The organism is Streptomyces sp. LaPpAH-108, from assembly GCF_000373625.1.
GTDB lineage: Bacteria > Actinomycetota > Actinomycetes > Streptomycetales > Streptomycetaceae > Streptomyces.
Genome location: NZ_KB891998.1, coordinates 23,701 through 47,243, shown reverse-complemented (window position 1 = coordinate 47,243; position 23,543 = coordinate 23,701). Strand labels below are relative to the sequence as shown.

General features: G+C 74.5%; 15 protein-coding genes. 9 read left to right on the top strand and 6 right to left on the bottom strand.

Features of this window, described 5'->3' with window-relative positions:
• The first annotated feature begins 53 nt into the window (after positions 1-53).
• Entirely contained in the window at positions 54-1,559 is a 1,506-nt protein-coding gene (locus B079_RS0126855; protein WP_018548947.1) for a PLP-dependent aminotransferase family protein, read from the top strand.
• A gap of 69 nt (positions 1,560-1,628) precedes the next feature.
• On the opposite strand, the gene B079_RS0126850 is transcribed toward B079_RS0126855, so the two are convergent.
• Together B079_RS0126850 and B079_RS0126845 are read right to left on the bottom strand one after the other, a co-directional pair.
• Positions 1,629-3,254, bottom strand: coding sequence for a hypothetical protein (locus B079_RS0126850; RefSeq protein ID WP_018548946.1), 1,626 nt, complete (start codon positions 3,252-3,254; stop codon positions 1,629-1,631).
• Between the two features lie 133 nt (positions 3,255-3,387).
• The gene (locus tag B079_RS0126845; RefSeq protein WP_018548945.1) at positions 3,388-3,582 is read right to left on the bottom strand and encodes a hypothetical protein; all 195 of its coding nucleotides are present in this window, start codon (positions 3,580-3,582) and stop codon (positions 3,388-3,390) included.
• Positions 3,583-3,847: 265 nt separating this feature from the next.
• Here B079_RS0126845 and B079_RS0126840 point away from each other — a divergent pair, with 265 nt between their 5' ends.
• From B079_RS0126840 to B079_RS0126805, 8 genes are all read left to right on the top strand, one after another.
• A complete protein-coding gene (locus tag B079_RS0126840; RefSeq protein WP_018548944.1) occupies positions 3,848-4,240 on the top strand; it encodes an ankyrin repeat domain-containing protein in 393 nt (130 codons plus the stop codon).
• 320 nt (positions 4,241-4,560) lie between these two features.
• The gene (locus tag B079_RS0126835) at positions 4,561-5,979 is read left to right on the top strand and encodes a hypothetical protein (protein WP_018548943.1); all 1,419 of its coding nucleotides are present in this window, start codon (positions 4,561-4,563) and stop codon (positions 5,977-5,979) included.
• A gap of 257 nt (positions 5,980-6,236) precedes the next feature.
• Positions 6,237-7,361, top strand: a complete 1,125-nt coding sequence (locus B079_RS0126830) for a glycosyltransferase family 4 protein (RefSeq protein ID WP_018548942.1) — start codon at positions 6,237-6,239, stop codon at positions 7,359-7,361.
• Positions 7,358-8,587, top strand: a complete 1,230-nt coding sequence (locus B079_RS0126825; RefSeq protein WP_018548941.1) for a glycosyltransferase — start codon at positions 7,358-7,360, stop codon at positions 8,585-8,587. Before B079_RS0126830 ends, B079_RS0126825 begins: the two co-directional genes overlap by 4 nt.
• Positions 8,584-9,504, top strand: a complete 921-nt coding sequence (locus B079_RS0126820; protein WP_018548940.1) for an SGNH/GDSL hydrolase family protein — start codon at positions 8,584-8,586, stop codon at positions 9,502-9,504. Before B079_RS0126825 ends, B079_RS0126820 begins: the two co-directional genes overlap by 4 nt.
• 115 nt (positions 9,505-9,619) lie before the next feature.
• Entirely contained in the window at positions 9,620-11,158 is a 1,539-nt protein-coding gene (locus B079_RS0126815; protein WP_018548939.1) for a hypothetical protein, read from the top strand.
• Positions 11,159-11,267: 109 nt separating this feature from the next.
• Positions 11,268-12,137, top strand: a complete 870-nt coding sequence (locus B079_RS0126810) for a hypothetical protein (RefSeq protein WP_018548938.1) — start codon at positions 11,268-11,270, stop codon at positions 12,135-12,137.
• A 73-nt stretch (positions 12,138-12,210) separates the two neighbouring features.
• Positions 12,211-16,833, top strand: coding sequence for a hypothetical protein (locus tag B079_RS0126805; protein WP_018548937.1), 4,623 nt, complete (start codon positions 12,211-12,213; stop codon positions 16,831-16,833).
• A 40-nt stretch (positions 16,834-16,873) separates the two neighbouring features.
• On the opposite strand, the gene B079_RS0126800 is transcribed toward B079_RS0126805, so the two are convergent.
• The 4 genes from B079_RS0126800 to B079_RS0126785 all read right to left on the bottom strand — a co-directional run bounded on the left by B079_RS0126800 (position 16,874) and on the right by B079_RS0126785 (position 23,385).
• The gene (locus tag B079_RS0126800; RefSeq protein ID WP_018548936.1) at positions 16,874-18,439 is read right to left on the bottom strand and encodes an APC family permease; all 1,566 of its coding nucleotides are present in this window, start codon (positions 18,437-18,439) and stop codon (positions 16,874-16,876) included.
• A gap of 64 nt (positions 18,440-18,503) precedes the next feature.
• A complete protein-coding gene (locus B079_RS0126795; protein ID WP_018548935.1) occupies positions 18,504-19,655 on the bottom strand; it encodes an aromatic ring-hydroxylating oxygenase subunit alpha in 1,152 nt (383 codons plus the stop codon).
• Positions 19,652-20,821: an N-methyl-L-tryptophan oxidase gene (gene solA, locus B079_RS0126790; protein ID WP_018548934.1), complete on the bottom strand. Its 1,170-nt coding sequence runs from the start codon at positions 20,819-20,821 to the stop codon at positions 19,652-19,654. Before solA ends, B079_RS0126795 begins: the two co-directional genes overlap by 4 nt.
• A 116-nt stretch (positions 20,822-20,937) precedes the next feature.
• Entirely contained in the window at positions 20,938-23,385 is a 2,448-nt protein-coding gene (locus B079_RS0126785; protein ID WP_018548933.1) for a GcvT family protein, read from the bottom strand.
• Positions 23,386-23,543 lie beyond the last annotated feature (158 nt).

Here is a 23,543-nt window from a genome sequence, read left to right as displayed (position 1 = left end):
GCTCGGTAGGTATGGTCATCCATGGCCAATCCGGGGAAGGTGGACTGATCTTCATGGCGCAATGGACCTCGGCGGTAGGTGCCGCCCAGCTGGCGCGGCTCCTCAACTCCCAGCAGAAGCGCCCCGCGGGCCCCGGCACCCGCCGCCCGCCCGCCTACCGCGCCCTCGCCGACGGCGTACGGCTGCTCGTCCTGGAGGGCCGGGTGCCGGTCGCCGCGCGGCTGCCCGCCGAGCGTGAACTCGCCCTCGCCCTGTCCGTCAGCCGCACCACCGTCGCCGCCGCCTACGAGGCGCTGCGGGCCGAGGGCTTCCTGGAGTCCCGGCGCGGCGCGGGCAGCTGGACCGCCGTTCCTGCGGGCAACCCGCTGCCCGCGCGCGGCCTGGAGCCCCTGCCGCCCGAGACGCTCGGCTCGATGATCGACCTCGGCTGCGCGGCCCTGCCCGCCCCCGAGCCGTGGCTCACCCGCGCCGTCCAGGGCGCCCTGGAGGAGCTGCCGCCGTACGCGCACACCCATGGCGACTACCCGGCCGGGCTCCCCGCGCTGCGCGCCATGATCGCCGAGCGCTACACCGCGCGCGGTATCCCGACCATGCCCGAGCAGATCATGGTGACCACCGGCGCGATGGGCGCCATGGACGCGATCTGCCATCTGTTCGCGGGCCGGGGCGAGCGTGTCGCCGTCGAGTCGCCCTCCTACGCCAACATCCTCCAGCTGATGCGCGAGGCGGGGGCCCGGCTCGTGCCCGTCGCCATGGCCGAGGGGCTGACCGGCTGGGACCTCGACCGCTGGCGCCAGGTGCTGCGCGAGGCGGCGCCCCGGCTCGCCTATGTGGTCGCCGACTTCCACAACCCGACCGGCGCGCTCGCCGACGAGGACCAGCGGCGGCGGCTGGTCGACGCGGCCCGCTCGGCGGGGACGGTCCTGGTCACCGACGAGACCATGAGCGAGCTGTGGTTCGACGAGGAGCTGGGCCGTGAAATGCCGCGCCCGGTCTGCGCGTTCGACCCGGCGGGCTCGACCGTCATCACCGTCGGCTCGGCCAGCAAGGCGTTCTGGGCCGGGATGCGCATCGGCTGGGTGCGTGCCGCCCCTGACGTCATCCGCAGCCTGGTCGCCGCCCGCGCCTACGCCGACCTCGGCACCCCGGTGCTCGAACAGCTCGCGGTGAACTGGCTGTTCAGCACCGGCGGCTGGGAGGAGGCGGTGGAGCTGCGCCGGGCGCAGGCCCGCGAGAACCGCGACTGTCTGGTGGCCGCCGTCCGACGCGAGCTGCCGGACTGGGAGTTCGAGGTGCCCGAGGGCGGACTCACCCTGTGGGTGCGCGCGGGCGGGCTCTCGGGCTCGCGGCTGGCCGAGGCGGGCGAGCGGGTCGGCGTCCGGGTGCCCTCCGGACCGCGCTTCGGCGTGGACGGCGCCTTCGAGGGCTATGTGCGGCTGCCGTTCACCGTCGGGGGAGCGGTGGCGGACGAGGCGGCGGTACGGCTCGCGGCGGCGGCGCGGCTGGTGGAGACCGGGGCGGCGGGCGGGTCCGAGCCGCCGCGCACGTTCGTGGCGTAGGAGCGGCGCGGGAACCGGCAGGGCCGGGCGGGGAATCGAACCCCGCCCGGCCCTCGCGCCGTCCACCCGTCAGGACTCGGCGCCGACCGCCTCCGCCACCACGGGGGCGGCGACGGTGTCGTCGGGCTTGGCGAGGTGGGGCGCCTGCGCGGGTTCCGTCGCCTCGGCCGGTGCCGTGCGCGGCGGCAGCAGCGCCAGGACCGCCTGCCGCTCGGTCTCGCCTGTCGCGTCGTCGTACGGGTCGGGGGTGGCCGGGACCTGGAGGCGGAGGACCGGGCCCGAGCCGAGGCGGGCGTAGCCCCGGCCCGCCGGGACGCGCTCGGGCGGGGTCGTGTGCGGGGGTTCGCCCAGCACGGCGGCCACCTGCTGGGCGGTCGCCGGGCCGAGCACGACCCGCGCGCGCGTGTGGCGGCCGACGGCCTCGCTCAGGCTGTCCGCGCTGTCGAACTGCTCGGCCAGCACCACCGTGACGTTGGCCGCGCGGCCGTGCCGCAGCGGGACCTGGAGCAGCGCCTGCGGGTCGGTGCGGTGCTCGGCCTCCGCGAGGTGCGTGAACACGGTCGGCCGGTCGAGCAGCAGCCACAGCGGGCGCCGGGTGTCCTCGGGCATCGGGTCGCCCGCCTGCCGGGCCCGGTTGACCGCGAGGAGGCGCCGCTCGGTCTCCTGCGCCGCCCACTCCAGGCTCGCGACCGCCCCGGCCGGGGCGCACTCCACGGCCAGCACGCCGTCCCGGCCGGTCAGGCACGCGTACTCGCCGGTGCCGCCGCCGTCGACGATCAGTACGTCGCCGTGCTGGAGGGCCTGGAGCGCGATGGAGCGCAGCAGGGTCGAGGTGCCGCCGCCGGGGTGGCCCATGGCCAGCAGATGCGGCTCGGTGGAGCGGACACCGGTGCGCCAGACCACCGGGGGCACGTCGCGCTCCTCCTCCTCGAAGGAGAGCGGGAGCGTGCGCTGGACCTCGCTCGGGTCGGTGAAGCCGAGCACGGTCTCACCGGGCGTGGTGACGAACCGCTGGGCGGCGATCCCGGTCGGCAGCGGCGGGAGCACGGACAGCGTGAGCCGGTTGGCCTCCTCGTCCCAGCCGAAGCGGTACTCCCGGCCGCGCCCGGCCTTCGCGCCGAGCAGCCGCTCGACCCGCGCGCGGGCCTCGGCGTCGCCGTCGGGGAAGTAGGCCGGGTAGCGGATCACCAGATGGCCGACGCGGCCCGCGTCGTCGAACTCGTGGTCCGCGAGGGCCTTCTGCCATTCGCCGCCGTGGGCGTACAGCGGGGCCGGGTCGTCGGCCGTCGAGAAGACGGGCACCAGCGCCTCGTACAGCGAGCGCAGCCGCTCGGTCTGTGCCGGGCCGGGGCCGTCGGGCTTGGCGGGGGTGCGGTCGCGGCCGTACCAGGCCGCCGCCGCCATCAGGGCGATGGCCGCCAGCAGCGGGCCGTACGGCATCATCGCCACGACCAGGACCACGGCGGCCGTCAGGAACAGCAGCGGCCCGCGCTTGTCCTTGGGTGTCGCGGCCCACTTCGCCCGTGCGGCGGCGGCGAGGCGGCCGAGCCCGCGCGAGAGGGTGATCAGCGGGTGGAGGACGTCGGTGGCGCTGTCGGCCGCCGTCCGGGCCATGTCCCGGCTCCGGGCGAGCTGCGTGCGGGCGAGCTGCGCGCTGTCCTTGCTCAGAATGCGGGGAAGAGGGCGCCGGGCCACTGCTGTCTCCTGTGCGTGGGGCCGAGTGGGGCGGGGTGCGCGCGTGGATGCGGACGCGCGGGGTGCGCGGTGGGGTGTACGGGCGGATGGTCCCCCTCGGACGGCGCGGTGCCCGCCCTCGGGGGAGGGGGCCTCAGAACTTGATGCCGCCGAGGAGGCTCGCCAGGCTCTCGCCGCCCGCCTTGATGCTCGGGGCGATGGCCGTGCTCGCCAGGTAGAAGCCGAACAGGGCCGAGACGCACGCGTGCGTGCCCTTGAGGCCGTCCTTGCGGAAGAAGAGGAAGACGATGATGCCGAGCAGGACCACGCCGGACATGGAGAAAATCATGGGGGACCTCCTGATGTCGAAGGGGGGACAGTCACCATGAGTACTTCCAGGATCACAGGATGTATCCATACGATAAAAGGTGCAACTGGGTGAAAAGTGCTGCTTTTCGTTCAGGCGGCCGAGCCCGCACTGCGCCGTGGGGCCGCATCCCTGCGTCCGACCGGGTCTGCCACGCCCCTCACCTCGGTCGTACCCGGTCGGGGCCGGTGTGACGAAGTACCCTGGCGATTCACCTGAACGGTTGCAACGAGAGGCGGTCCGGCCGATGAGCGAAGCCCCCGACCCCGAGGTCGTGGAGCTGGCGACCAAGATCTTCGATCTGGCCCGGCGGGGGCGGACCGAGGAGCTGGTCGCGTACGTCGACGCGGGCGTTCCGGCGAACCTCACCAACGACCGGGGCGACTGTCTGGTGATGCTCGCCGCCTACCACGGACACGCCGACACCGTCCGGGCGCTGCTGGCGCGCGGAGCCGACGCCGACCGGATCAACGACCGGGGGCAGACCCCGCTCGCCGGGGCCGTGTTCAAGGGCGAGACCGAGGTGATCGACGTCCTCCTGGAGGCCGGTGCCGACCCGGCCGCGGGCACGCCCTCGGCGGTCGACACCGCGCGGATGTTCGAGCGGACCGAACTCCTGGAGCGCTTCGGCACGCGGTGAGCCGCGCCGTCCCGGCCGGGACGGCGGCAACGACGGGGGAGCGGTGCGAACAGCGGGGGGAGGCGGTACAAGCCGCCGGAAATACGGTCGCGGCAGCACAGACCGCGGGTCATCATGACGACGTGATTCACGGACGCGGGGGCTGGGCAGGAGTTGCCGCACCACGCGGGCCGTGACGCGGTCCGCATGGGCCACCTACGAGAGGCAGAGAGAAATGGTCTTCGGCAAGCAAGAGACGGCGGGCGCTCCGACGTTGTGTCACGCGGCCAGGTAATGCGTGTTCCCCGGTTGCGTCGACGCTTGATGTGAGGCTGTTTCCCATGTTCGATCCGGTCATAGCGCCCAGCGGCACCCTGCTGGGCCTGTTGCAGCGGGGCCGCGGCGACGGCACCCTGCACGCGCTCACCGCCCCCCGCGCGGAAGCGCTCGAAGCCCTCGGCCACTGCGTGCTCCACGACCCCCGCCACGACTGGCAGGTGGAGAACCGCTCCCTGTACTACGCCCGGCTCTACCTCGATCTGAACGGCGAGCTGGACGCCATCGAGGCCCACCTCTTCGGCGCCGAGGACATCCTCGACGGCGACGAGTCCCGCACCGGACTCGCCCTCGCCGTCCTCGGTCACCTCGCCTCCTACGGCCGCCTGGACGCCCTCGCGCTGCTGCGCCGGTACGCCGCCCACGGCACCAACTGGGCCTGGGCCCTGGACGAACTCGCCCTGCGCGACGACGACGCGGGCCTGCGCGCCCTCGCCGCCCCCGTCCTGGCCCGCTTCCCCGCCGACCCGGCCGGCGACGCCGAGCTGGCCGCCACCGTGCGCGACGCCTTCGAACCCCGGCCCTGGCGGCTGTGGGCCGAGGACCCGCGCGCCTCCATCGCCACCCGGGTGCGCACCGCCCAGGAGACGGGCAGTTTCGACCGCTGGCAGCGGCAGATGCGGCCTGCGGGACCGCGCCCCGGCTGGAGCGTGGCCGCCGTCCTCGACTGGGCCCAGCAGGGCCTGGAGCGCGGCGCCGCCCTCCATGTCCCCGCCGCCCGCTGTCTGGCAGCCGTGGCCGGACCCGAGGACCGCGCGGAGATCCTGGAGGCCGCCCGCACCGGCACCGAGGGCGCCCGCTGCACGGCCCTGCGCCATCTCGCCGACAGCGCGGACCCCGAGGCCCTCGCGCTGATCGAGGCCGCCGTCGCCGACGGCACCACCGGGGTCGTCGAGGCCGCCGTGGACGCCTTCGAGCGGATGCGGACCGAGGCGGCCGTGGAGCACGCGCGCCGCTGGGCCGAGCGGCCCGACGCGCTCGGCGCCGCCGCCGGACGCGTCCTCGCCTGCCGGGGCACCGCCCAGGACGGCGACCTCGTCCTCGGCGCCCTGCGCGAGGCCGTACGGGGCGAGGGGCCCGACGCGCCCACCCTGTGGACCCTGGTCGACGGCGCCGGACGCCTGGGCATCGTCTGCGCGGCTCCCGTCCTGCGCCATGTCTACCGCGAGACGGCCTCCTCCCATCTGCGTGGCCGTGCCGCCAGCGCCCTCGCCGCCACCGACCCCTCCTTCGCCACCGGCTTCGCCGTCGAATGCCTGTGGGACTGCGAGGAGACCACCCGCGAACTGGCCGCCCGGCACGCCGAGACCGGCGACGCCCGCGTGGTCGAGCGCCTGCGCCGCCTCGCCGCCGACCCGGCCGAGGAGGCCGAGGTACAGACGGCGGTCCGCAGCCGCATCGGGCCGGACGCGCAGACGATGTGACCCCCGCCGGGCCAGGTGACCTTCACCGGGCCATGTGACCCCCGTCGGGGCCGGCCGCGCGCCACGGCCGGCCCCGGGCGCGCGGACGGGCCCTTCGCGCGGCCCGGTGCCCATCGGTCCGGTGCGCGGTCCGACGCTCACCGGTCCCGTGCGCGGTCCGGCGCCCGGCTCCCGCGCGGCCCAACGCTCATGGGACGTTCCCCGCCCGGACAGATCGACGTCGACGCGGACACGCCTGTCATGGCGAGAACAGCCGTATGCGTGTCGTCATCGTGACCGAATCCTTTCCGCCCGATGTGAACGGCGTCGCCCACTGCGCCGTCCAGACCGCCCGGCATCTGGCCGAGCGCGGCCATGCCCCCCTCGTCGTCGCCCCCGCCCCCGCGCCCGGCACCCCGCTCGGCCCCGAGCCGTGCCCCGTCGTCCGCGTCCCTTCCCTGCCCCTGCCCGGCTACCCCCAGGTCCGTGTCGCGCTGCCCAGCAGACGCGTGGCCGCCGCGCTCACCGCGCACCGCGCCGACCTGGTGCACCTGGCCAGCCCCTTCGTCCTCGGCGTGCGCGGCATGGCCGCCGCCGCCCGGCTCGGCATCCCCGCCGTCGCCGTCTACCAGACCGATCTCGCCGGGTACGCGCGGACGTACCTCGGCGCCGGTGAGGCGCCCGCCTGGCGCCGTATCCGCTCCGTGCACTCCGCCGCCGACCTCACCCTGGCCCCCTCCACCGCCGCCCTCGCCGACCTCGCCGCGCACGGGGTGCCCCGGCTGCGGCTGTGGCCCCGGGGCGTGGACACCGCACGCTTCCGGCCCGACCGGCGCGACGAGACGCTGCGCCGCCAGCTCGCCCCGGACGGCGAGCTGATCGTCGGCTACGTCGGCCGGCTCGCCCCCGAGAAGCGCGTCGACCTCCTCGCCGGGGTGTGCGGCCTGGACGGGGTACGGGTCGTCGTCGTGGGCGACGGACCCAGCCGGGCGCAGCTCACCGGGGCGCTGCCCGGCGCGGTGTTCCTCGGGCGCCGCGAGGGCGGTGAACTCGCCCGAATCTTCGCCTCGTTGGACGTGTTCGCGCACACCGGGCCCTTCGAGACCTTCTGCCAGACCGTCCAGGAGGCCATGGCGAGCGGGGTGCCCGTGGTCGCGCCCGCCGTCGGCGGCCCGCTCGACCTCGTCGACCACGGCCGCACCGGACTCCTCGTCCCGCCCGGCGACGCGCCCACCCTCCGCGACGCCGTACGCGCCTTGGCCACCGACCCGGCGCTGCGTACGGCCTACGGCGCCGCCGGACGGGCGGCGGTCGAGCGGCGCACCTGGACGGCCGTCGGCGACCGGCTCCTCGCCCACTACGCCGACGTGCTCGCGGCACGCCGTACGGCGGTGGCGGCATGAGCGGCGGCGCGTCCGGACGGCCGCTGCGCATCGTGCGGCTCGCCAACTTCGTCGCCCCGGCCTCCGGCGGCCTGCGCACCGCGCTGCGCGAACTGGGCCGGGGCTACCGCGTGGCGGGCCACGACCCCGTGCTGATCGTCCCCGGCGCCCGGCACACCGACCGCGAGACCGAGCAGGGCCGCGTCATCACCCTCCCCGGGCCCCTGCTGCCCGGCACCGGCGGCTACCGCGTCCTGACCGGGCAGGCCCGCGTGGCGGCTCTCCTGGAGGAGCTGGCCCCCGACCGTCTGGAGGTCTCCGACCGTACGACGCTGCGCTGGACCGGACGGTGGGCGCGCCGCGCCCGGGTGCCCGCCGTCATGGTCTCGCACGAGACCGCCGACGGCGTCCTGCGCACCTGGGGCGTGCCCGAGCCGCTGTCCCGGCGGGCCGCCGACGCCCTCAACACCCGCACCGCGCACGTCTACGCGCGCGTGGTGTGCACGACCGAGTTCGCCGCGCGCGAGTTCCTGCGCGTCGGCGCGCGCAACGTCGTCCGCGCTCCACTGGGCGTCGACCTGACGGAACGGCATCCCGCGCTCCGGCACACCGGTCCGCGTGCGGCGTACGCGCGCGGGGACGAGACGCTGCTCCTGCTGTGCTCGCGGCTCTCCGTGGAGAAGCGGCCGGGTGTCGCGCTGGACGCCCTGGAGACGCTGCTGCGGCGCGGGCGGCGGGCGGTGCTGGTGGTGGCCGGGGACGGCCCGCTGCGCGCCCGCCTGGAGACACGCGCGCGGGAACGCGGGCTGCCCGTCCTCTTCGCGGGCCACATCGGCGACCGGGCCGCCCTCGGCGCGCTCCAGGCGGCGGCCGACGTGTGCCTGGCCCCCGGCCCCGCCGAGACCTTCGGCCTGTCCGCGCTGGAGGCCATGGCGTGCGGGACGCCCGTCGCGGTGAGCGCGTCCTCCGCGCTGCCCGAGGTGGTCGGGTCGGCGGGTGCCGTCGCGGCCGACCACGGCGCGGGGTTCGCGGACGCGGTGGAGACGCTGCTCGACCGGCCGGAGCGGGTGCGGCGGGAGGCGGCACGCGCGCGTGCCGAGTGTTTCGGGTGGGGCGCGGCGGTGGAGGCGTTCCTGGCCGCTCACGACGCGCCGGTGCTCGGGCGCGGCGCGGGCCGGGCGGACGCGGGGGAGAGCGCCGTACGAGAGCGCGGCGTGGCGCGGGAGCGCGAGGAGGGGGCCGTATGAGAACCCTGCGTTTCGTGGCGCTCGGCGACTCGCTCACCGAGGGCGTGGGCGACCCCGCTCCCGGCGGACCGCGCGGCTGGGCGGCGCTGCTGGCGGGCGGGCTCAGGGAGGATCCCGGGCGGGTGGAGTTCGCCAACCTCGCCGTCAGCGGGGCCCGCGTCCGTGACGTACTGCACCGGCAGACCCCGGTGGGGCTCGGGTTCCGGCCCGACCTGGTGTCCGTGGCGATCGGTGTCAACGACACCCTGCGCGGCTCCTTCGACATCCACGAGGTGGCCGACGGACTCGACCGCGTCTACGCCGCCTTCACCGGCCAGGGCGCCACCCTGCTCACCCTCTGCCTGCCCGACCCCGGCGCGCTCCTCGGCCTGCCCGCCGCCCTCGCCCGCCCGCTGGCCCGGCGCCAGCGCGCCGTCAACACGGTGACCCACGCGCTCTCCGACCGGTACGGCGCGGTCCATCTGCACGCCCACGAGGGCGCCTGGCTCACCGACCCCGCCCTGTGGAGCGCCGACCGGCTGCACCCCGGCGAGCGCGGCCACCGGCACCTCGCCGCCCGCTGCCACGCCGTACTCGCCCGCGCGGGCCTCGCCACCGGGGCCCCGCCGTCCCCCGACCCCGCACACCCCGCCCCGACCCGCGCCGCCCGCCTGTGGTGGCTCGCCACGGCGGGCACCGGCTGGGTGGCCCGGCGCTGCACCGACCTGCTGCCCGGACTACTCCGCCTGGCCGCCGAGGAGGTACGCCACGGCACCGCGGCCGGACTCGACGCGCGCGCGTCGGCCGAGACGGCGGCGGCCCTGGCCGCCCTGACGTCCCCGCGACCGGTGTTCACCACCCGCCCCGGCATCCGGCGCGTGCCGGTGGGGCGGACCGACCCCGACACGGTCCACCCGGCCCCGTCCCCGGCGCCATGACCCCTCGTACGACCGGCTCTTGACCGCCCGGCGCGGGCGGTCTCGCGCCGCTGTGACGCTCGTCGCTTCTGCGCCGTTTGGGTTGTTGTCAGATCGAGGACCTAATCTGTGCACCGTGACTTCGCCTGCAACGACGGACAGCGTTCCGCCCCAGCTCAGCGCGGCGCCGCGCCCGGCGCCGGGCCCCGCCGCCGACGAGGGCCTGGCGCGGCGGCTGCGCGCGCTCGCCTGCACCGCGCCGCTGCACGACCTGGACGCGCGCAAGGCCAACCTGGCCGGTGAGTACTCGGTGTACGGCATGGCCGAGGTGGCCCTGGCCGCCATCGACCTGGTCACGCTCAACATGGACTTCGACACGGGCGCCGACCACGACCAGATAGTGGCCCGGCTGATCCCGCGCATCGCCGCCCAGGCCCCGCACCGCTCCGCCCCCGAGCACGAGCGGGTGGCCCGCTGGGTCCTGGAGAACCTGATCAACGTCGGCAGCGCCGACCGGGGCTTCCGCGCGGTCTACGGCACCTTCGCGGCCGACGGCAGCTATGTGCGCCGCGACTACGACTTCAAGCTGATCGAAGAGGTCCCGGGGCCCGGCGGCACTGTCTACCTGCGCACCACCGACGAGGCGGTCAACGTCCTGGTCGGCGCCCTGGACACCGACGTCACCAGCGCCCAGATCGCCGCCGAGGTCAAGCTGGAGGTCCTGATCAGCCGGGGCCGCCTCGCGGACGCCCAGCTCGCCGCCGAGCAGGCCCGCTACCGCACCGTGCAGTACTCCGAGACGCTGCGCCGCGCCCTGGAGGCCACCCGGCGCAACGTCCGCGCGGTCGACTGGCTCAACACCGTGCCCGACATGATCGCCGAGGCGCTGGACCACGTGGCGGAGCGCTACCGCCACGAGAACGCGATCCTCACCAACATCCGCAAGGCCCGCGACGAGACCGAGGAGCCGGAGCACAAGCGGCGTGCCGCCGAGCTGGTCGACATCGTCAAGGACTGCATCCGGCGGCACACCCAGCTCCAGTCACGCCTTCTGGAGGCGGGGCCGCTCTTCCGCGCCGAGCAGGACCGGCAGGCGTTCGCCACGCCCACGGGGGCCTCCGGCATCGACCTGTACGGGCATCTCGTGGCGCCCGTGCTGCCGTTGCCCGTGGAGCAGGCGATCCGGGTCACCGACGCGTTCTTCGCGCGTGGGACGGGGTTGCGTACGCCGGTGTCCGTGCGGGTGGCCGACCTCGTGGATATTTTGCTGACGCCGCCGGTGGAGCGGGAGCATCTTGGGGCGGAGATGCCGGAGCCGGATCTTATCGAGACGCCGAACGACAGCCGGTTCACCGACGAAGAACTCGTCGCCGCCAAGAAGCTTCTCGACCTCCCGCCGGATGCCCCGCGTCGACTGTCCGGGCTGCTTGCCGAGGCTCGCAGGATTCCGGACGTCGGCGGCGATGACCTTGCCTATCTGGTCGCCCTGCTGGCGATCCACGCAGCCAGTCCCCCTGTTGGTACCGCCTACCGTCAGGGTGAGGAGAAGCTGCTCTTCGCCGTGGACGACGGCACCGAGTTGGACGATCCCGGATTCGGTGGGGCCGATCTCATCGTGGGTACCGCGCTGCTGGACGCGGCTGGGATGGCTGCGGATCGGACGGAGGGCGCGTGATGGTTCTGTCCGTGGGCGGCTTTCCCGCCGTTGGGGCTGGTCGCGCAGTTCCCCGCGCCCCTGGGTGGGTTGCCCTTTCCCCTCGTTTCAAGCACAAGGAGTTGCAGTCGTGAGCGAGCACGTCGAGTGGAGTGACGTCGAAGCCCCGGCGCCGCCGGCCGTCACTCCCGCCGACGCCGCCGACGCGGCTCGGCTCGTCGCCTTCGGGTTGCAGCCGAAGGTGCAGCCCGCGCGGGATCAGGAGTACACGGATCTGCTGCGGCGGTACCGGGAGGATCCGCCGTTCGCGCGGCTCGCGGACGCTGTGGCCAGTGGGCTCGGGCTCGTCGTGCTTGAGGTGTCGGCGCGGGCGGGGATGGCGGTGACGGCGGCCGAGGACTCGGTGTTCGCGGTGCGGATGGGTGATTACGCGCGCCGGACCACCGCCGACTCCGGGGACCGGTTCCTGCACGGGCTGGCGCATCTCTCGGTCGCCGCGCTGGCGTTCCCTCGTCCGGAGGACCTGGCCGACGACTCGTACATCGGGCGGGTGACCGTCAACGGGGTGGACGCCTTCGTACGGCAGGCGTGCCGTCGGCTCGAGGAGCGGGCGCAGGAGGAGGGGGAGAACACCGACCCGGCGACCGACGCGCCCGGCCTGGAGGCCGCGTGGCGGATCTGGGCGCGGCGCAGCGCCACCGGTGCCACCAAGGACGCCCGGCGTCCGGCCGCCTCCACCACCGGTATCGTCGCCAAGGCGCTCGGCTTCCTCACCGACTCCGGGTTCCTCCAGCGCACCGGGGACGAGGGCGGCGGCACGTACCGCACCACGGCCCGCTATCAGCTCCAGGTGCGCGACATGGCGGGCGGCGCGGCCCTCGCCGAGCTGCTGGAACTGGGCATAGTCCCGGACACCGGCGCCTCCGCGAGCCTGCTGCCCGCCGAGGAGGGCGACGACCTGGACCTGGTCGCCGACGCCGGGCTGCCGTTCCACTCCTGACGGCACGGGGCCCTGCCCGACCCCCGCCACGCACCACCGCACCCTGTTCCAAGCCTTACGACGAGAGTCCGCCATGTACGAGCTGTCCCGCGTCCGCCTCTACTCCATCGGGCCCGCCGGCGCGCGCTACGCCGACACCGTGCTCGACATGCGCGGCGTGGGCGCCCCCGTGCCCGACCCGGCGCCCACCCAGGCGGAGTTCTTCGAGGAGGAGCCGGTCGGACCGCCGCGCCGCCCCGCGCCCGCGGGCGTGCTGTTCCTGGAGAACGGCGGCGGCAAGTCCGTCCTGCTGAAGCTGATCTTCTCGGTCATGCTGCCGGGCCACCGCAACACCCTCGGCGGCGCCAGCTCCGGCGTGCTGCGCAAGTTCCTGCTCGCCGACGACTGCGGCCATGTCGCCCTGGAGTGGCAGCACGTGCTGACCGGCGAGTGCGTGGTCGTCGGCAAGGCCAGCGAGTGGCGCGGCCGTCAGGTGTCCAACGACCCGCGCAAGTTCGCGGAAGCCTGGTACTCCTTCCGGCCCGGGCCCGGGCTCAGCCTGGACAACCTGCCGGTGGCCGAGTCCACCGCCGTACGGCCGCCCGTCGAGGGCGCCTCCGGCGCGCAGGGCCGTCGCCGCACCATGAAGGGCTTCCGCGACGCCCTCACCGAGGCCGGCAAGAACTACCCGCACCTGGAGGTCCACTGGGAGGAGATCCATGAGCGCTGGACCGAACACCTCGGTGAGCTGGGTCTCGACCCCGAACTCTTCCGCTACCAGCGGGAGATGAACGCCGACGAGGGCGAGGCCGCCGGTCTCTTCGCGGTCAAGAAGGACTCCGACTTCACCGACCTGCTGCTGCGCGCCGTCACCGACACCCGGGACACCGACGGCCTCGCGGATCTGGTCAGCGGCTTCGGCAACAAGCTGGGCCGCCGCGCCGAACTCATCGCGGAGCGCGACTTCACTGCGGGCTCCGTCGACCTGCTGGGCCGCATCGTGGACTCCGCCGACGCCCGTGCCCGCGCCCGCGAGGTCCACACCGGCGCCGAGCGCCGCACCCGCACCCTGGCCCGGAAACTCTCCGCACGCGCCGTACTCGAGCGGGTCCGCGCCGCCGACCTCGCCCAGCGGGTCACGGCCGCCGCCTACACCGTCACCCACTCCGAGGGCGCCCGCGAGCGCAGCTCCCTGGTCGCGGCCGAACTGGCCTACCGGCACGCCTCGTTGGCGCTCGCCGCCGCGGAGAAGTCCGCCGCCGCGCAGAAGCGCGAACTGGCTGACGCCCGCACCCTGTACTCCGCCTGGCAGGCCGCCGAGGCCGTCCTGCGCCACCGCGCCGCCGCCGACCGTGTCGCCCGCGTGTCCGCCGCGATCCAGGAGGCCGAACGCGACGCGGCCCCCGCGCTTGCCGCCCGCGCCAAGGCCGCCGTCGACCTCGTACGCGCCCTGCACGCCGCAGCCGACCGCGCCGAATCCCTCGCCAACGAGGAGGAGGAGCGCTCCGCCGCCCTCCAGGAGGTCGGTGACGGCGCCTACCGCGACTCCACCACCGCCGCCACCGAGGCACAGCGCGCCCGCAGCGAGGCCGGACATCTGCGCCAGCGCCTCGAAGAGGTCGAGCAGGAGACGGCCGAGGCCGTCCGCGCGGGCTGGCTGGACGACAGCGCCCCGGACGCCGACCCGGCCCGCGCCGCGCTCGCCGCGAGCGACGCCGAGAAGACCACCGTGGCCGCCTGGGACGAGGCCCGCGAGGCCGCCCGCGCCGCCGTCGAGCGCGCCCGCGAGGCCGCCGCCGTCGAGTCCCGCGCCGAACTGACCGCCGCCCGCGCCGCCGACGCCGCGACCGCCGCCGACCGCGCCCACCAGGCCGAACGCCGCCTGGCCGAGGCCCTGGCCGCCGAGGACCGCCTCGCGGAACTGCTCGGCCTGCCCACCGCCCGCGCCGCCGTACCCGCGCAGCGCGCCGCCGACGAGGACCCCCACGACGACAGCGAGAGCCCGCTCGACGTCGACGGACTCGACCGGTACGCCGACGAGCTGAAGTCCCTCCTCGACGACGCCGTCTCCGCCGCCGAGCGCAGCCTGTTCGAGCTGCGCACCGCAGCCGCCGACGACACCCGCATCCTCGCCGCCCTCGGCGACGGCGGCCTGCTGCCGCCCGGACCCGACGTCCTGGCCACCGTGGAGTTCCTGGGCGAGCACGGCATCCCGGCGCTGCCCGGCTGGCGCTACCTCGCCCAGTCCGTCGACCCCGCCGACCACGCGCGCGTGCTCGCCACCCGTCCCGAACTGGTCGACGGCGTCATCATCACCGACCCCGACACCCACGCCCGCGCCCGCGAGGCCCTGGGCGAGGCCGCGCTGCTGCCGCGCTCCGCCGTCGCCGTCGGCACCGCCGCCGCGCTGCTCGCGCCCGCCCCGGCCGCCGACGCGACGCCCGGCGACGTGTTCCTGGTCCCGCCGAACCCGGCCATGCACGACGAGTTCGCCGCCGACGAGGAGCGCCAGGCCCTGCGTGCCCGCGCCGCCGCCCGCGACGAGGAGATCCGCACCCTCGCCGCCCGCCTCGGCAAGGACCGCGAGCTGGCCGCCCGCCTCTCCTCCTGGCGCACCGGCTGCCCCGCCGGACGCCTCACCGAACTCGCCGGGACCGCCGCCGAGGCCCGCGCCTTCGCCGAGGAGACCGAGGCCGAACTCGCCGAGGCCCGCGCGGTGCGCGCCGAGGCCGACGAGAGCGCCGCCGAGGCCGTCCAGCTGCGCGACGAGCGGCAGGAGGCCGCCCAGCGCGCCCGCCGCGCCGCCGACGCCCTCGCCGGACTCGCCCACCGGCTGCGCGAGCGCGCCGGATGGCAGCTCAAGCTGCGCGAACTGGCCGACGAGGCCGCCGAGTCCGAGGCCCGCACCCAGTCCTGCCTGGAGCGCGCCCGCGCCGCCGACGAGGACCGCCGCGCCGCCCAGCGCGCCGCCGACGACGCCCGCCGCACCGCCCGCGCCCTGCGCGCCGAGCGCGCCGAGATCGCCGGTGCCCCCGACGACGTGCCCGAGGACACGGACGGCGCCCCCGAGGCGTCGCTGCCCGCGCTGCGCGAGGCGTACCGGGCCGCCTCCCAGGTCTACGAGAAGGTCGGTGTCGGCGCCGACCTGCGCGCCGAACAGGCCCGCGCCGAGAGCGACGAGAGCGCCGCCCGCACCGACCTCGACCGGCTCAGCAACAAGGTCCGCACCCGCGCCGAACTGCTCCTGACCTCCCCGGACGGCTCCGACGGCCCCTCCCGGCAGGCCGCCGCCGCCCGTGCCGAGGAACTGGTCCAGCTCCTGGAGACCCGCATGTCGACCGCGAGCGAACAGCTCGGCCGACTGCGCGGCGAGGCCGAACGGCACGCCCCCGAGGACGGCGACGCCCACACCGAGCTGCCCGAGGACCTGGTCCCGCGCGACGCCGAGCACGCCCAGGCCCTGCTGCGCACCGCCACGGCCGAACTCGCCTCCCGCGTCGAGGCGTTGACCGAGGCCCGCGACGCCCACGCCGAACTCCTCCAGGCCCACCGCGCCGCCGAGGACGGGGCCGCCGGGTTCGACGAGATCGCCGCCATGCTCCGCGACCTGCTGCGCGAGCAGACCACCCCCGAGGACGAGCCGGAGAACCCCGAGCCCTACCCCGGCACTCTGGACGAGGCCCGCCAGGCCGCCGCCGAGACCCGCCGCTCCCTGCGCGGCTGCGCCGCCGACCTCTCCGCCGCCGACGCCGCCGTCCGCGAGGCGAGCGACATCCTGGTCCGGCACGCCAACTCCACCCGCTACGAGCAGGTCCGCACCCCGGCCCGGCAGCAGATCCGCGAACTGCCCGCCGCCGCGCTGCCCGAGCACGCCCAGAAGTGGGCCGACGCCTTCGCACCCCGGCTGCGCGTCCTCACCGACGAACTCGCCCAGCTGGAACGCAACCGCGACTCCATCGTGGACCGGCTGCGCGGCCTGGTGGAGACCTCGCTGGCCACCCTCCGCTCCGCCCAGCGGCTCTCCCGGCTGCCCGAGGGCCTGGGCGAGTGGTCGGGCCAGGAGTTCCTGCGCATCCGCTTCGAGGAACCCGACCAGGCGACGCTGACCGAACGCCTCGGCGAGGTCATCGACGACGCCACCCGCGCCGCCGTCAAGAAGAACTCCGACCTGCGCCGCGACGGCATGTCCCTCCTCCTGCGCGGCGTCGGCGCCGCCCTCCAGTCGAAGGGCATCGCGGTCGAGATCCTCAAGCCGGACGCCGTCCTGCGCGCCGAGCGCGTCCCCGTCGGGCAGATGGGCGACGTCTTCTCCGGCGGCCAGCTCCTCACCGCAGCCATCGCCCTCTACTGCACGATGGCCGCGCTCCGCTCCAACGACCGGGGCCGCGACAAGCACCGGCACGCGGGCACGCTGTTCCTGGACAATCCGATCGGGCGCGCCAACGCGACGTATCTGCTGGAGCTTCAGCGGGCCGTCTCCGACGCGCTGGGTGTGCAGCTGCTCTACACCACGGGCCTCTTCGACACCACGGCGCTGGCGGAGTTCCCGTTGGTCATCCGGCTGCGGAACGACGCCGACCTGCGGGCCGGGCTGAAGTACATCAGCGTGGAGGAGCACCTTCGGCCGGGGCTGCCGCAGCCGCCGCAGGCGGGGGAGGCGCACAGCGAGATCACGGCGACGCGGATGTTCAAGCGGCCGGCCGGGGCGGCTTCCTGAGGGGGCCGCCCGGCCGACCACGACGGTCCGCGGACGGAGTTCAGTCGCCGGCCGGGGCGTCCAGCGCCGTTTCCGGTGCGGACTCCTCCAGCCGGTGCCCGGCGAGCACCCCGGTGCGGTGGCGCTGGACGCACCAGTAGTAGGCGAAGCCGCCCCCGGCGATCACGGCCACGAACAGCACCGCGCCCCAGCGCAGATACCAGTGGTACGGCGCGGTCGCGTTGTAGACCGCGGCGCGCGGCCAGAGCAGGTTGAGCGTCATGCCCGCGCCCCACAGCACCGCGACGATGTTGACGAACAGCCCCCAGCGGCCGAGCGAGAACTTGCCGTCCGCCGCCGGACGCCACTTCCCGCGCAGCCGCGCGATCAGCATCGGCGCGGTGACGCCCAGATAGGCGAGGTAGATCATGACGATGCCGATGCTGGTGACCACCGTGAAGATCTGCGGCTGACGGATGTTGACCACCAGGATCGCCAGCGCGAGGACCCCGATGAGCACGGCGGGCAGCACCGGGGTGCGGAAGCGCGGGCTCACCCGGGCCAGCAGTGCGGAGCCGGGCAGGTTGTTGTCGCGGGCCATCGCGAAGGCCAGCCGGATCGCCGCCGTGTGCACCGCGAGCGCGCACACCGTGACCGCGATCAGCACGCACCACAGCATCGCCTTGCCCGCCGTCGGCCCGAGCACGTCGAGCACCACGTACTGAAGCCCGTCCGTGGACAGCTTGTCGCCCTTCAGGCTCGACACGCTCATCAGCGCGAGGAGCAGCACCAGCCCGCCGAGCACGAAGGAGGCGACCACCGCGCGGACGATGGCGCGCGGGGCGTTGCGCGAGGGGTTCAGCGACTCCTCGCCGAGCGAGGCCGCCGTGTCGAAGCCGTACATGACGTACGCCGACGCCAGCGAGGCCACCAGGAAGGCGCCGAGGTATCCGGCGCTGTGGCCGGAGCCGGTGCCGTTCGTGTGCAGCACGACCCCCGGGCCGCGCGTGATGTGTACGGCGAACGCGATGATCAGCACCACGCTCGCGATCAGCTCGATGAACACGCCCGCCGCGTTGATCGTGGCCATCAGCCGCACCCCGAAGGCGTTGACCAGCGTGGTGAACAGGATCAGCACGGCAGCCAGGACCACCGCGTTGGTCGCCACGTCGTAGGTGCCCGTGCCGTCGCCCACGAACTGGAAGGCGGACGAGATCTGAGGGAGCGTCAGCTGATAGGCGAGGGCGACCGCCGCGATGGACACGATGGAGGCGATCAGCATCATCCACCCGGCGAGCCAGCCCAGGTGCCGATTGCCTATCTTCTTCGACCAGTTGTAGACCGAGCCCGCCACCGGATGCCGGGCGGCCAGCTCCGCGAAGCACAGGGCGACCGCGAACTGGCCCAGGAACACCATCGGCCACGACCACCAGTACGCCGGACCGCCGCTGCCGTAGCCGAAGTAGAACAGCTGGAAGGTGCCGGTCAGGATGGAGATGTAGCTGATCCCGGCGGCGAAGGTGTGGAAGTTGCCCAGCGTGCGCTTGAGTTCGGGCCGGTAGCCGAACTCGGCCAGCTCGGTGTCGTCGTGGTGGTGCGAACCGGGCGACGGCTCGGTGGTGGTCATCGAGTGGACTCCTGAGGGGCCTGGGAGTGGAGGGGCGGGTGGCGGCTACCCGTGAATTCGGTTTTCAGTCACGGGAGTTGTTGTCCAGCGCGGCCAGCAGCCACGCATGGAAGCCGCCGATGTGGTGCTCGCTGGGCACCAGCACCCCGCCCGCCCGGTAGGCGCGGGAGGACATCGCCGGTTGAGTGCGCTCGCACGCCGCGAAGTCCTGCTCGTTGACCCGGTGGAACAGCTCCACCGACTTCGAGATGTCCGCCCCCGACGCCACCACCTCCGGCGCGTACAGCCAGTCGCACTCCACCACCGTGCGGTCCTCGGCCAGCGGGAACATGCGGTGCAGGATGACGTGGTCGGGCACGAGGTTCACGAACACCGTCGGCTTGACCGTGATCGCGTAGTAGCGGCGGTCCTGGTCCGCGCTCACCTCGGGGAGTTTGCCGAAGCCCGCGCTGCCGTCCACCGTGAAACCCTCGATGCCGGTGCCGAACTCCGCGCCGTGGCCCACGTAGTACTGCGCCGCGTACCCCTCCGCGAACTCCGGCAGCACCTCGGTGAGTTCGGGGTGGATCGTGGCGCAGTGGTAGCACTCCATGAAGTTCTCGACGATCAGCTTCCAGTTGGCCTTCACGTCGTAGGTGACGCGCTTGCCGAGGGCCAGCCGCTCGGTGCCGTAGTGCTCGACGGCGGCCCGGTCACCGAGCCGTTCGACGGCCGCGTGGACCACGGTGTCCTCGAAGGAGGGCGGGTCGTCGGCCAGACACACCCAGGCGTAGCCGAGCCATTCGCGCAGGGCCACCTTGACCAGGCCGTACCGGTCGCGGTCCACGTCCGGCATCTTCACCAGGTTCGGCGCGGCGATCAGGCGCCCTTCCAGGTCGTACGTCCAGGCGTGGTACGGGCATTGGAGGTTCCGGCGCACCTGCCCCGACTCCTCCACGCACAGCCGGGCGCCCCGGTGGCGGCACACATTGAGGAAGGCCCGCAGCTCGCCGGTGCGGCTCCGGGTGACGACGACGCTCTCGCGGCCCACCTGGACGGTGCGGAACGCGCCGGGCCGGTCCAGGTCGGCGGCCCGCACCACGCACATCCACAGAGACTCGAACAGGGCCGCCTGCTCGCGCCGGAAGATCTCCGGATCGGTGTAATGGCCGCCGGGGAGGGTGGCGACGAGGCTCGGCGGGAGCGGGCCCGCCGGGGAGATCGGGGTCGTCGTCACGGGCGGTCTCCTGGGTCCGGGGTGGCAGCGAAGCGAGCGGGGTCGAACAGGCCGATCGGGTGCGCGGTCTCGCCGGTCAGCGCCAGGTCGGCCAGGATCTCGCCGACGACCGGCACGAACTTGAAGCCGTGCCCGGAGAACCCGCAGGCCACGGTGACCGACCCGGGGTGTGCGGGATGGCGGGCGATCACGAAGTGTTCGTCGGGCGTGTTGGAGTACATGCAGGTCGCGGCCTTGAGGAAGGTGCCCGGCAGATCGGGGATGCAGCGGGACATGTGGTCCGCCATGGCCTGCACCTCGTGCTCGTGCACGGTCCGGTCGATGGTCTCCGGGGTGGTGACCTGGCCCTTCCTGAAGAAGGCGACCTTGGCGCCGAGTCGGGGCCCGTCGATGGCCGGGAAGCCGTACACCTGGACGCCCCGCGCGTCCTCCCAGATGTAGACGGGATGCCGCTCCGGCACGAACGGCTCCGTGCCGCCCTTCGGCTGGAACCAGTACATGACCTGCCGCTCCACGGTGACCGGCACGCCGATATCGGCCAGCAGTTGGGGCGCCCACGCGCCGGGGCAGATGACGAGCTGCCCGGCCGTGTACGACTCGCGCGCGGTGTGGACGCGTACGCCGTCCCCGTACGGCTCCCAGCTCAGCACCGGCTCCTCGAAGCGCAGGTCGGCGCCCTGCCCGGCGGCCAGTTCGAGGTGGGCGGAGACCATGGTCTCGGGGCGGACCAGGCCCGCCTTCGCCTCGTACAGCGCCACCTCGTCGTCGTGCGGGTTCAGGGTCGGGAAGCGGCGGCGGATCTCCTTGGCGTCCAGCAGCTCGTGGGGCAGGTCCCACTCGGTGGCCGAGCGCAGGGAACCGGCGACGGTGCGCGAGTCGGGCGGTCCGACCATCACACCGCCGCACAGGGTCGCGATCTCCCTCCCGGTGGCCCGCTCCACGTCCTCGTACAGCTCGTAGGCGCGCTGCAGCAGTGGCACGTACGCCGGGTCCTCGAAGTACGACTGCCGGGTGATGCGCGAACCGCCGTGGCTGGAGCCCCGGTTGTGCGCGGGGCCGAACTTCTCCAGGCCGAGCACGCGGGCGCCGCGCGCGGACAGGTGACGGGCGGCGGCGCTGCCCATGCCGCCGAGGCCGATGACGATCACGTCGTGAGCGGGGGACACGGTGCGGACCTCCTGAGGGGGACGGGTCGGCGAGGCGGTGGCGGGGTCGGCCGGTGGTGGGGCGGGCCCGTGGCGGGGGCGGCCCGTGGCGCGGTCGGCCGGTGTGGCGGGGCCGGTCAGCGGCGGATGCGGGTCATCCCGGGGTCGAACAGCGGCTCCTCGGTCACCGTCGCCGGAAGCTTCTCGCCGAAGTACTCGATGTGCACGCCGGTGCCCGGGGCGAGCCCGGTCGGCAGCCAGGCGTAGGCGACACACCGGCCCAGCGTGTAGCCGTAGCCCGCGCTGGTCACGTACCCGGCCGGGACGCCGTCCAGGTGCACCGGCTCCTTGCCGAGGACCACGGCGGCCGGGTCGTCGAGCAGCAGCGGGGTCAGCGCGCGGGTGGGTTCCGGCCGGGTGCGCAGGGCCTCCTGCCCGGTGAAGTGCTCCTTGTCCATGCGGACCGCGAAGCCGAGGCCCGCCTCGTAGGGGGTGTCTTCGGCGGTCATGTCGGTGCCCCAGGCGCGGTAGCCCTTCTCCAGCCGCAGCGAGTCGAAGGCGGAGCGGCCCGCGGCGATCACCCCGAGGCCGCGGCCCGCCTCCCACAGCGTGTCCCAGAGCCTGAGCCCCAGGTCGGCGGTCGTGTACAGCTCCCAGCCGAGTTCCCCCACATAGCTCAGCCGCAGCGCCGTGACCGGCACGTGTCCGAGGTGGGTCCGCTTGGCACGGAAGTAGCCGAAGCCCTCGTGGGAGAAGTCGTCACCGGTCAGCGGCTGGACCAGGTCACGGGCGAGCGGGCCCCAGACGCCGACGCAGCAGGTGCCGGAGGTGATGTCCCGGATGTGGAGGGTGCCGGGCGCCTGGCGGAGCAGGTGGTCGAGGTCGGCGGGGGAGTTGGCGCCGACCTGGAAGTGCTCGGGGCCCAGGCGGGCGACGGTCAGGTCGGAGCGGATGCCGCCGGACTCGTCCAGGAGCAGGGTGTAGGTGACCGCGCCGGGCTTCTTGCGGAGGTTGTTGCTGGTCATGCGGTCCAGGAAGGCGAGCGCGCCGGGGCCGGTGACCTCCAGGCGGCGCAGCGGGGTCATGTCGTAGAGGGCGACGCGCTCCCGGGTGGCGCGGGCCTCGGCGGCGGCGACGGGGGACCAGTGGCGGGCGGACCAGGCGTCGCGCGCCGGAACGTCCCCGAGGTCCGCCACGAGCGGGGCGTTCGCCTCGTACCAGTGCGGGCGCTCCCAGCCGCCGCCCTCCAGGAAGTACGCGCCCAGCTCCTGCTGGCGTGGGTAGAAGGGGCTCACGCGCAGCGGCCGTGGCCGCTCCATCGGCTGGAGCGGGTGGATGACGTCGTACACCTCGATGAACTGCTGTGAACCGCGTTCACGGACGTACGCCTGTGAACGCTGCGCTTCCTCGAATCGCGTGACATCGCAGTCGTGCACGTCGATCGACGGGCGCCCGTTCACCATCCACTCGGCCACCGCCCGCGCCACCCCGGCCGAGTGCGTCACCCACACCGCCTCGGCCAGCCAGAACCCGCGCAGTTCACGGGACTCCCCGAGCACCGGCATCCCGTCCGGGGTGAAGGAGAACACCCCGTTGAACCCGCTCTCGATCTCCGCCTTGCGCAGCGCGGGCAGCAGCCGCCGGCACTCCGCCCAGCTCGGCGCCCAGTCCTCCTCGGTGAACGGGTACGAGGACGGCATCTCCCGGCCCGCCGCCCGCGCCTCGTCGTACGGCGGCACCGCGAACGGGTCCACGGGCAGCGGCCGGTGCGCGTACGAGCCGATGCCGATCCGGTCGCCGTGCTCACGGAAGTACAGGTCGGCGTCCTGGAAGCGCAGGATCGGCCGCGTCGCCTCGGCGGTCGCCCCGCTCAGCTCGGGCAGCGGCCGGGTCCGGGCGTACTGGTGCGCCAGCGGCTGCAGCGGCACGTCGACCCCGGCCATCCGGCCGACGACCGGACCCCAGAACCCGGCCGCCGAGACGACGTGATCGGCCGCGAAGAAGCCCCGGTCGGTGTGTACACCGGTCACCCGGCCGTCCGCGCGCTCGACACCCGTCACCGTGTGCCGGTCCAGGAAGCGGGCGCCCCGCGCGACCGCCCGGTCCAGCTGCGCACGGCACGCGAGCACCGCGCGGGCCAGCCCGTCGCCGGGGGTGTGGAAGCCGCCGAGCACCACCGACTCGTCGAGCAGCGGCCACAGTTCCTTGCAGCGGGCCGCGCTCACCACCTCGCCCGGCACGCCCCAGGAGGCGGCGAACCCGGCCCGGCGATGCAGGTCGGCCAGCCGCTCCGGAGTGGTGGCCAGCTCCAGACCGCCGACCGGCTCGAAGCAGGGCACCCCGCCCACGTCGAGCGAGGAGAACTTCTCGACGGTGTACGCGGCGAACCGCGTCAGCGTCCGCGAAGGACCGGTGCGGAAGACGAGCCCCGGCGCGTGGGAGGTCGACCCGCCCGGCGCGGGCAGCGGACCCTGGTCCAGCACGGTGACGTCCGTCCAGCCGCGCGCGGTCAGCTCGTCCGCGAGGGAACAGCCGACGATCCCGGCCCCGACGACGACCACGCGGGGCGTCACCTCGTGTGGCACGACAGGCTCCTCTCCTGTTGCGCAGTGCACGATGGGTTGCGCGATGGGGAACATAGTGAGAACGCCGTCACGGGGCCGTCAAGGGGCGCGCGTTAACCCTTGGCAAAAGGAATCCGACGGCCGAAATCTGCCGGACACACGACCGCGCGGGGCCGGAA

Coding starts and splice junctions, on each gene's coding strand:
- B079_RS0126830 (WP_018548942.1), top strand. CDS start 6,237: ATGCGTGTCGTCATCGTGACCGAATCCTTTCCGCCCGATGTGAACGGC.
- B079_RS0126805 (WP_018548937.1), top strand. CDS start 12,211: ATGTACGAGCTGTCCCGCGTCCGCCTCTACTCCATCGGGCCCGCCGGC.
- B079_RS0126845 (WP_018548945.1), bottom strand. CDS start 3,582: ATGATTTTCTCCATGTCCGGCGTGGTCCTGCTCGGCATCATCGTCTTC.
- B079_RS0126835 (WP_018548943.1), top strand. CDS start 4,561: ATGTTCGATCCGGTCATAGCGCCCAGCGGCACCCTGCTGGGCCTGTTG.
- B079_RS0126825 (WP_018548941.1), top strand. CDS start 7,358: ATGAGCGGCGGCGCGTCCGGACGGCCGCTGCGCATCGTGCGGCTCGCC.
- B079_RS0126800 (WP_018548936.1), bottom strand. CDS start 18,439: ATGACCACCACCGAGCCGTCGCCCGGTTCGCACCACCACGACGACACC.
- B079_RS0126855 (WP_018548947.1), top strand. CDS start 54: ATGGCGCAATGGACCTCGGCGGTAGGTGCCGCCCAGCTGGCGCGGCTC.
- B079_RS0126820 (WP_018548940.1), top strand. CDS start 8,584: ATGAGAACCCTGCGTTTCGTGGCGCTCGGCGACTCGCTCACCGAGGGC.
- B079_RS0126840 (WP_018548944.1), top strand. CDS start 3,848: ATGAGCGAAGCCCCCGACCCCGAGGTCGTGGAGCTGGCGACCAAGATC.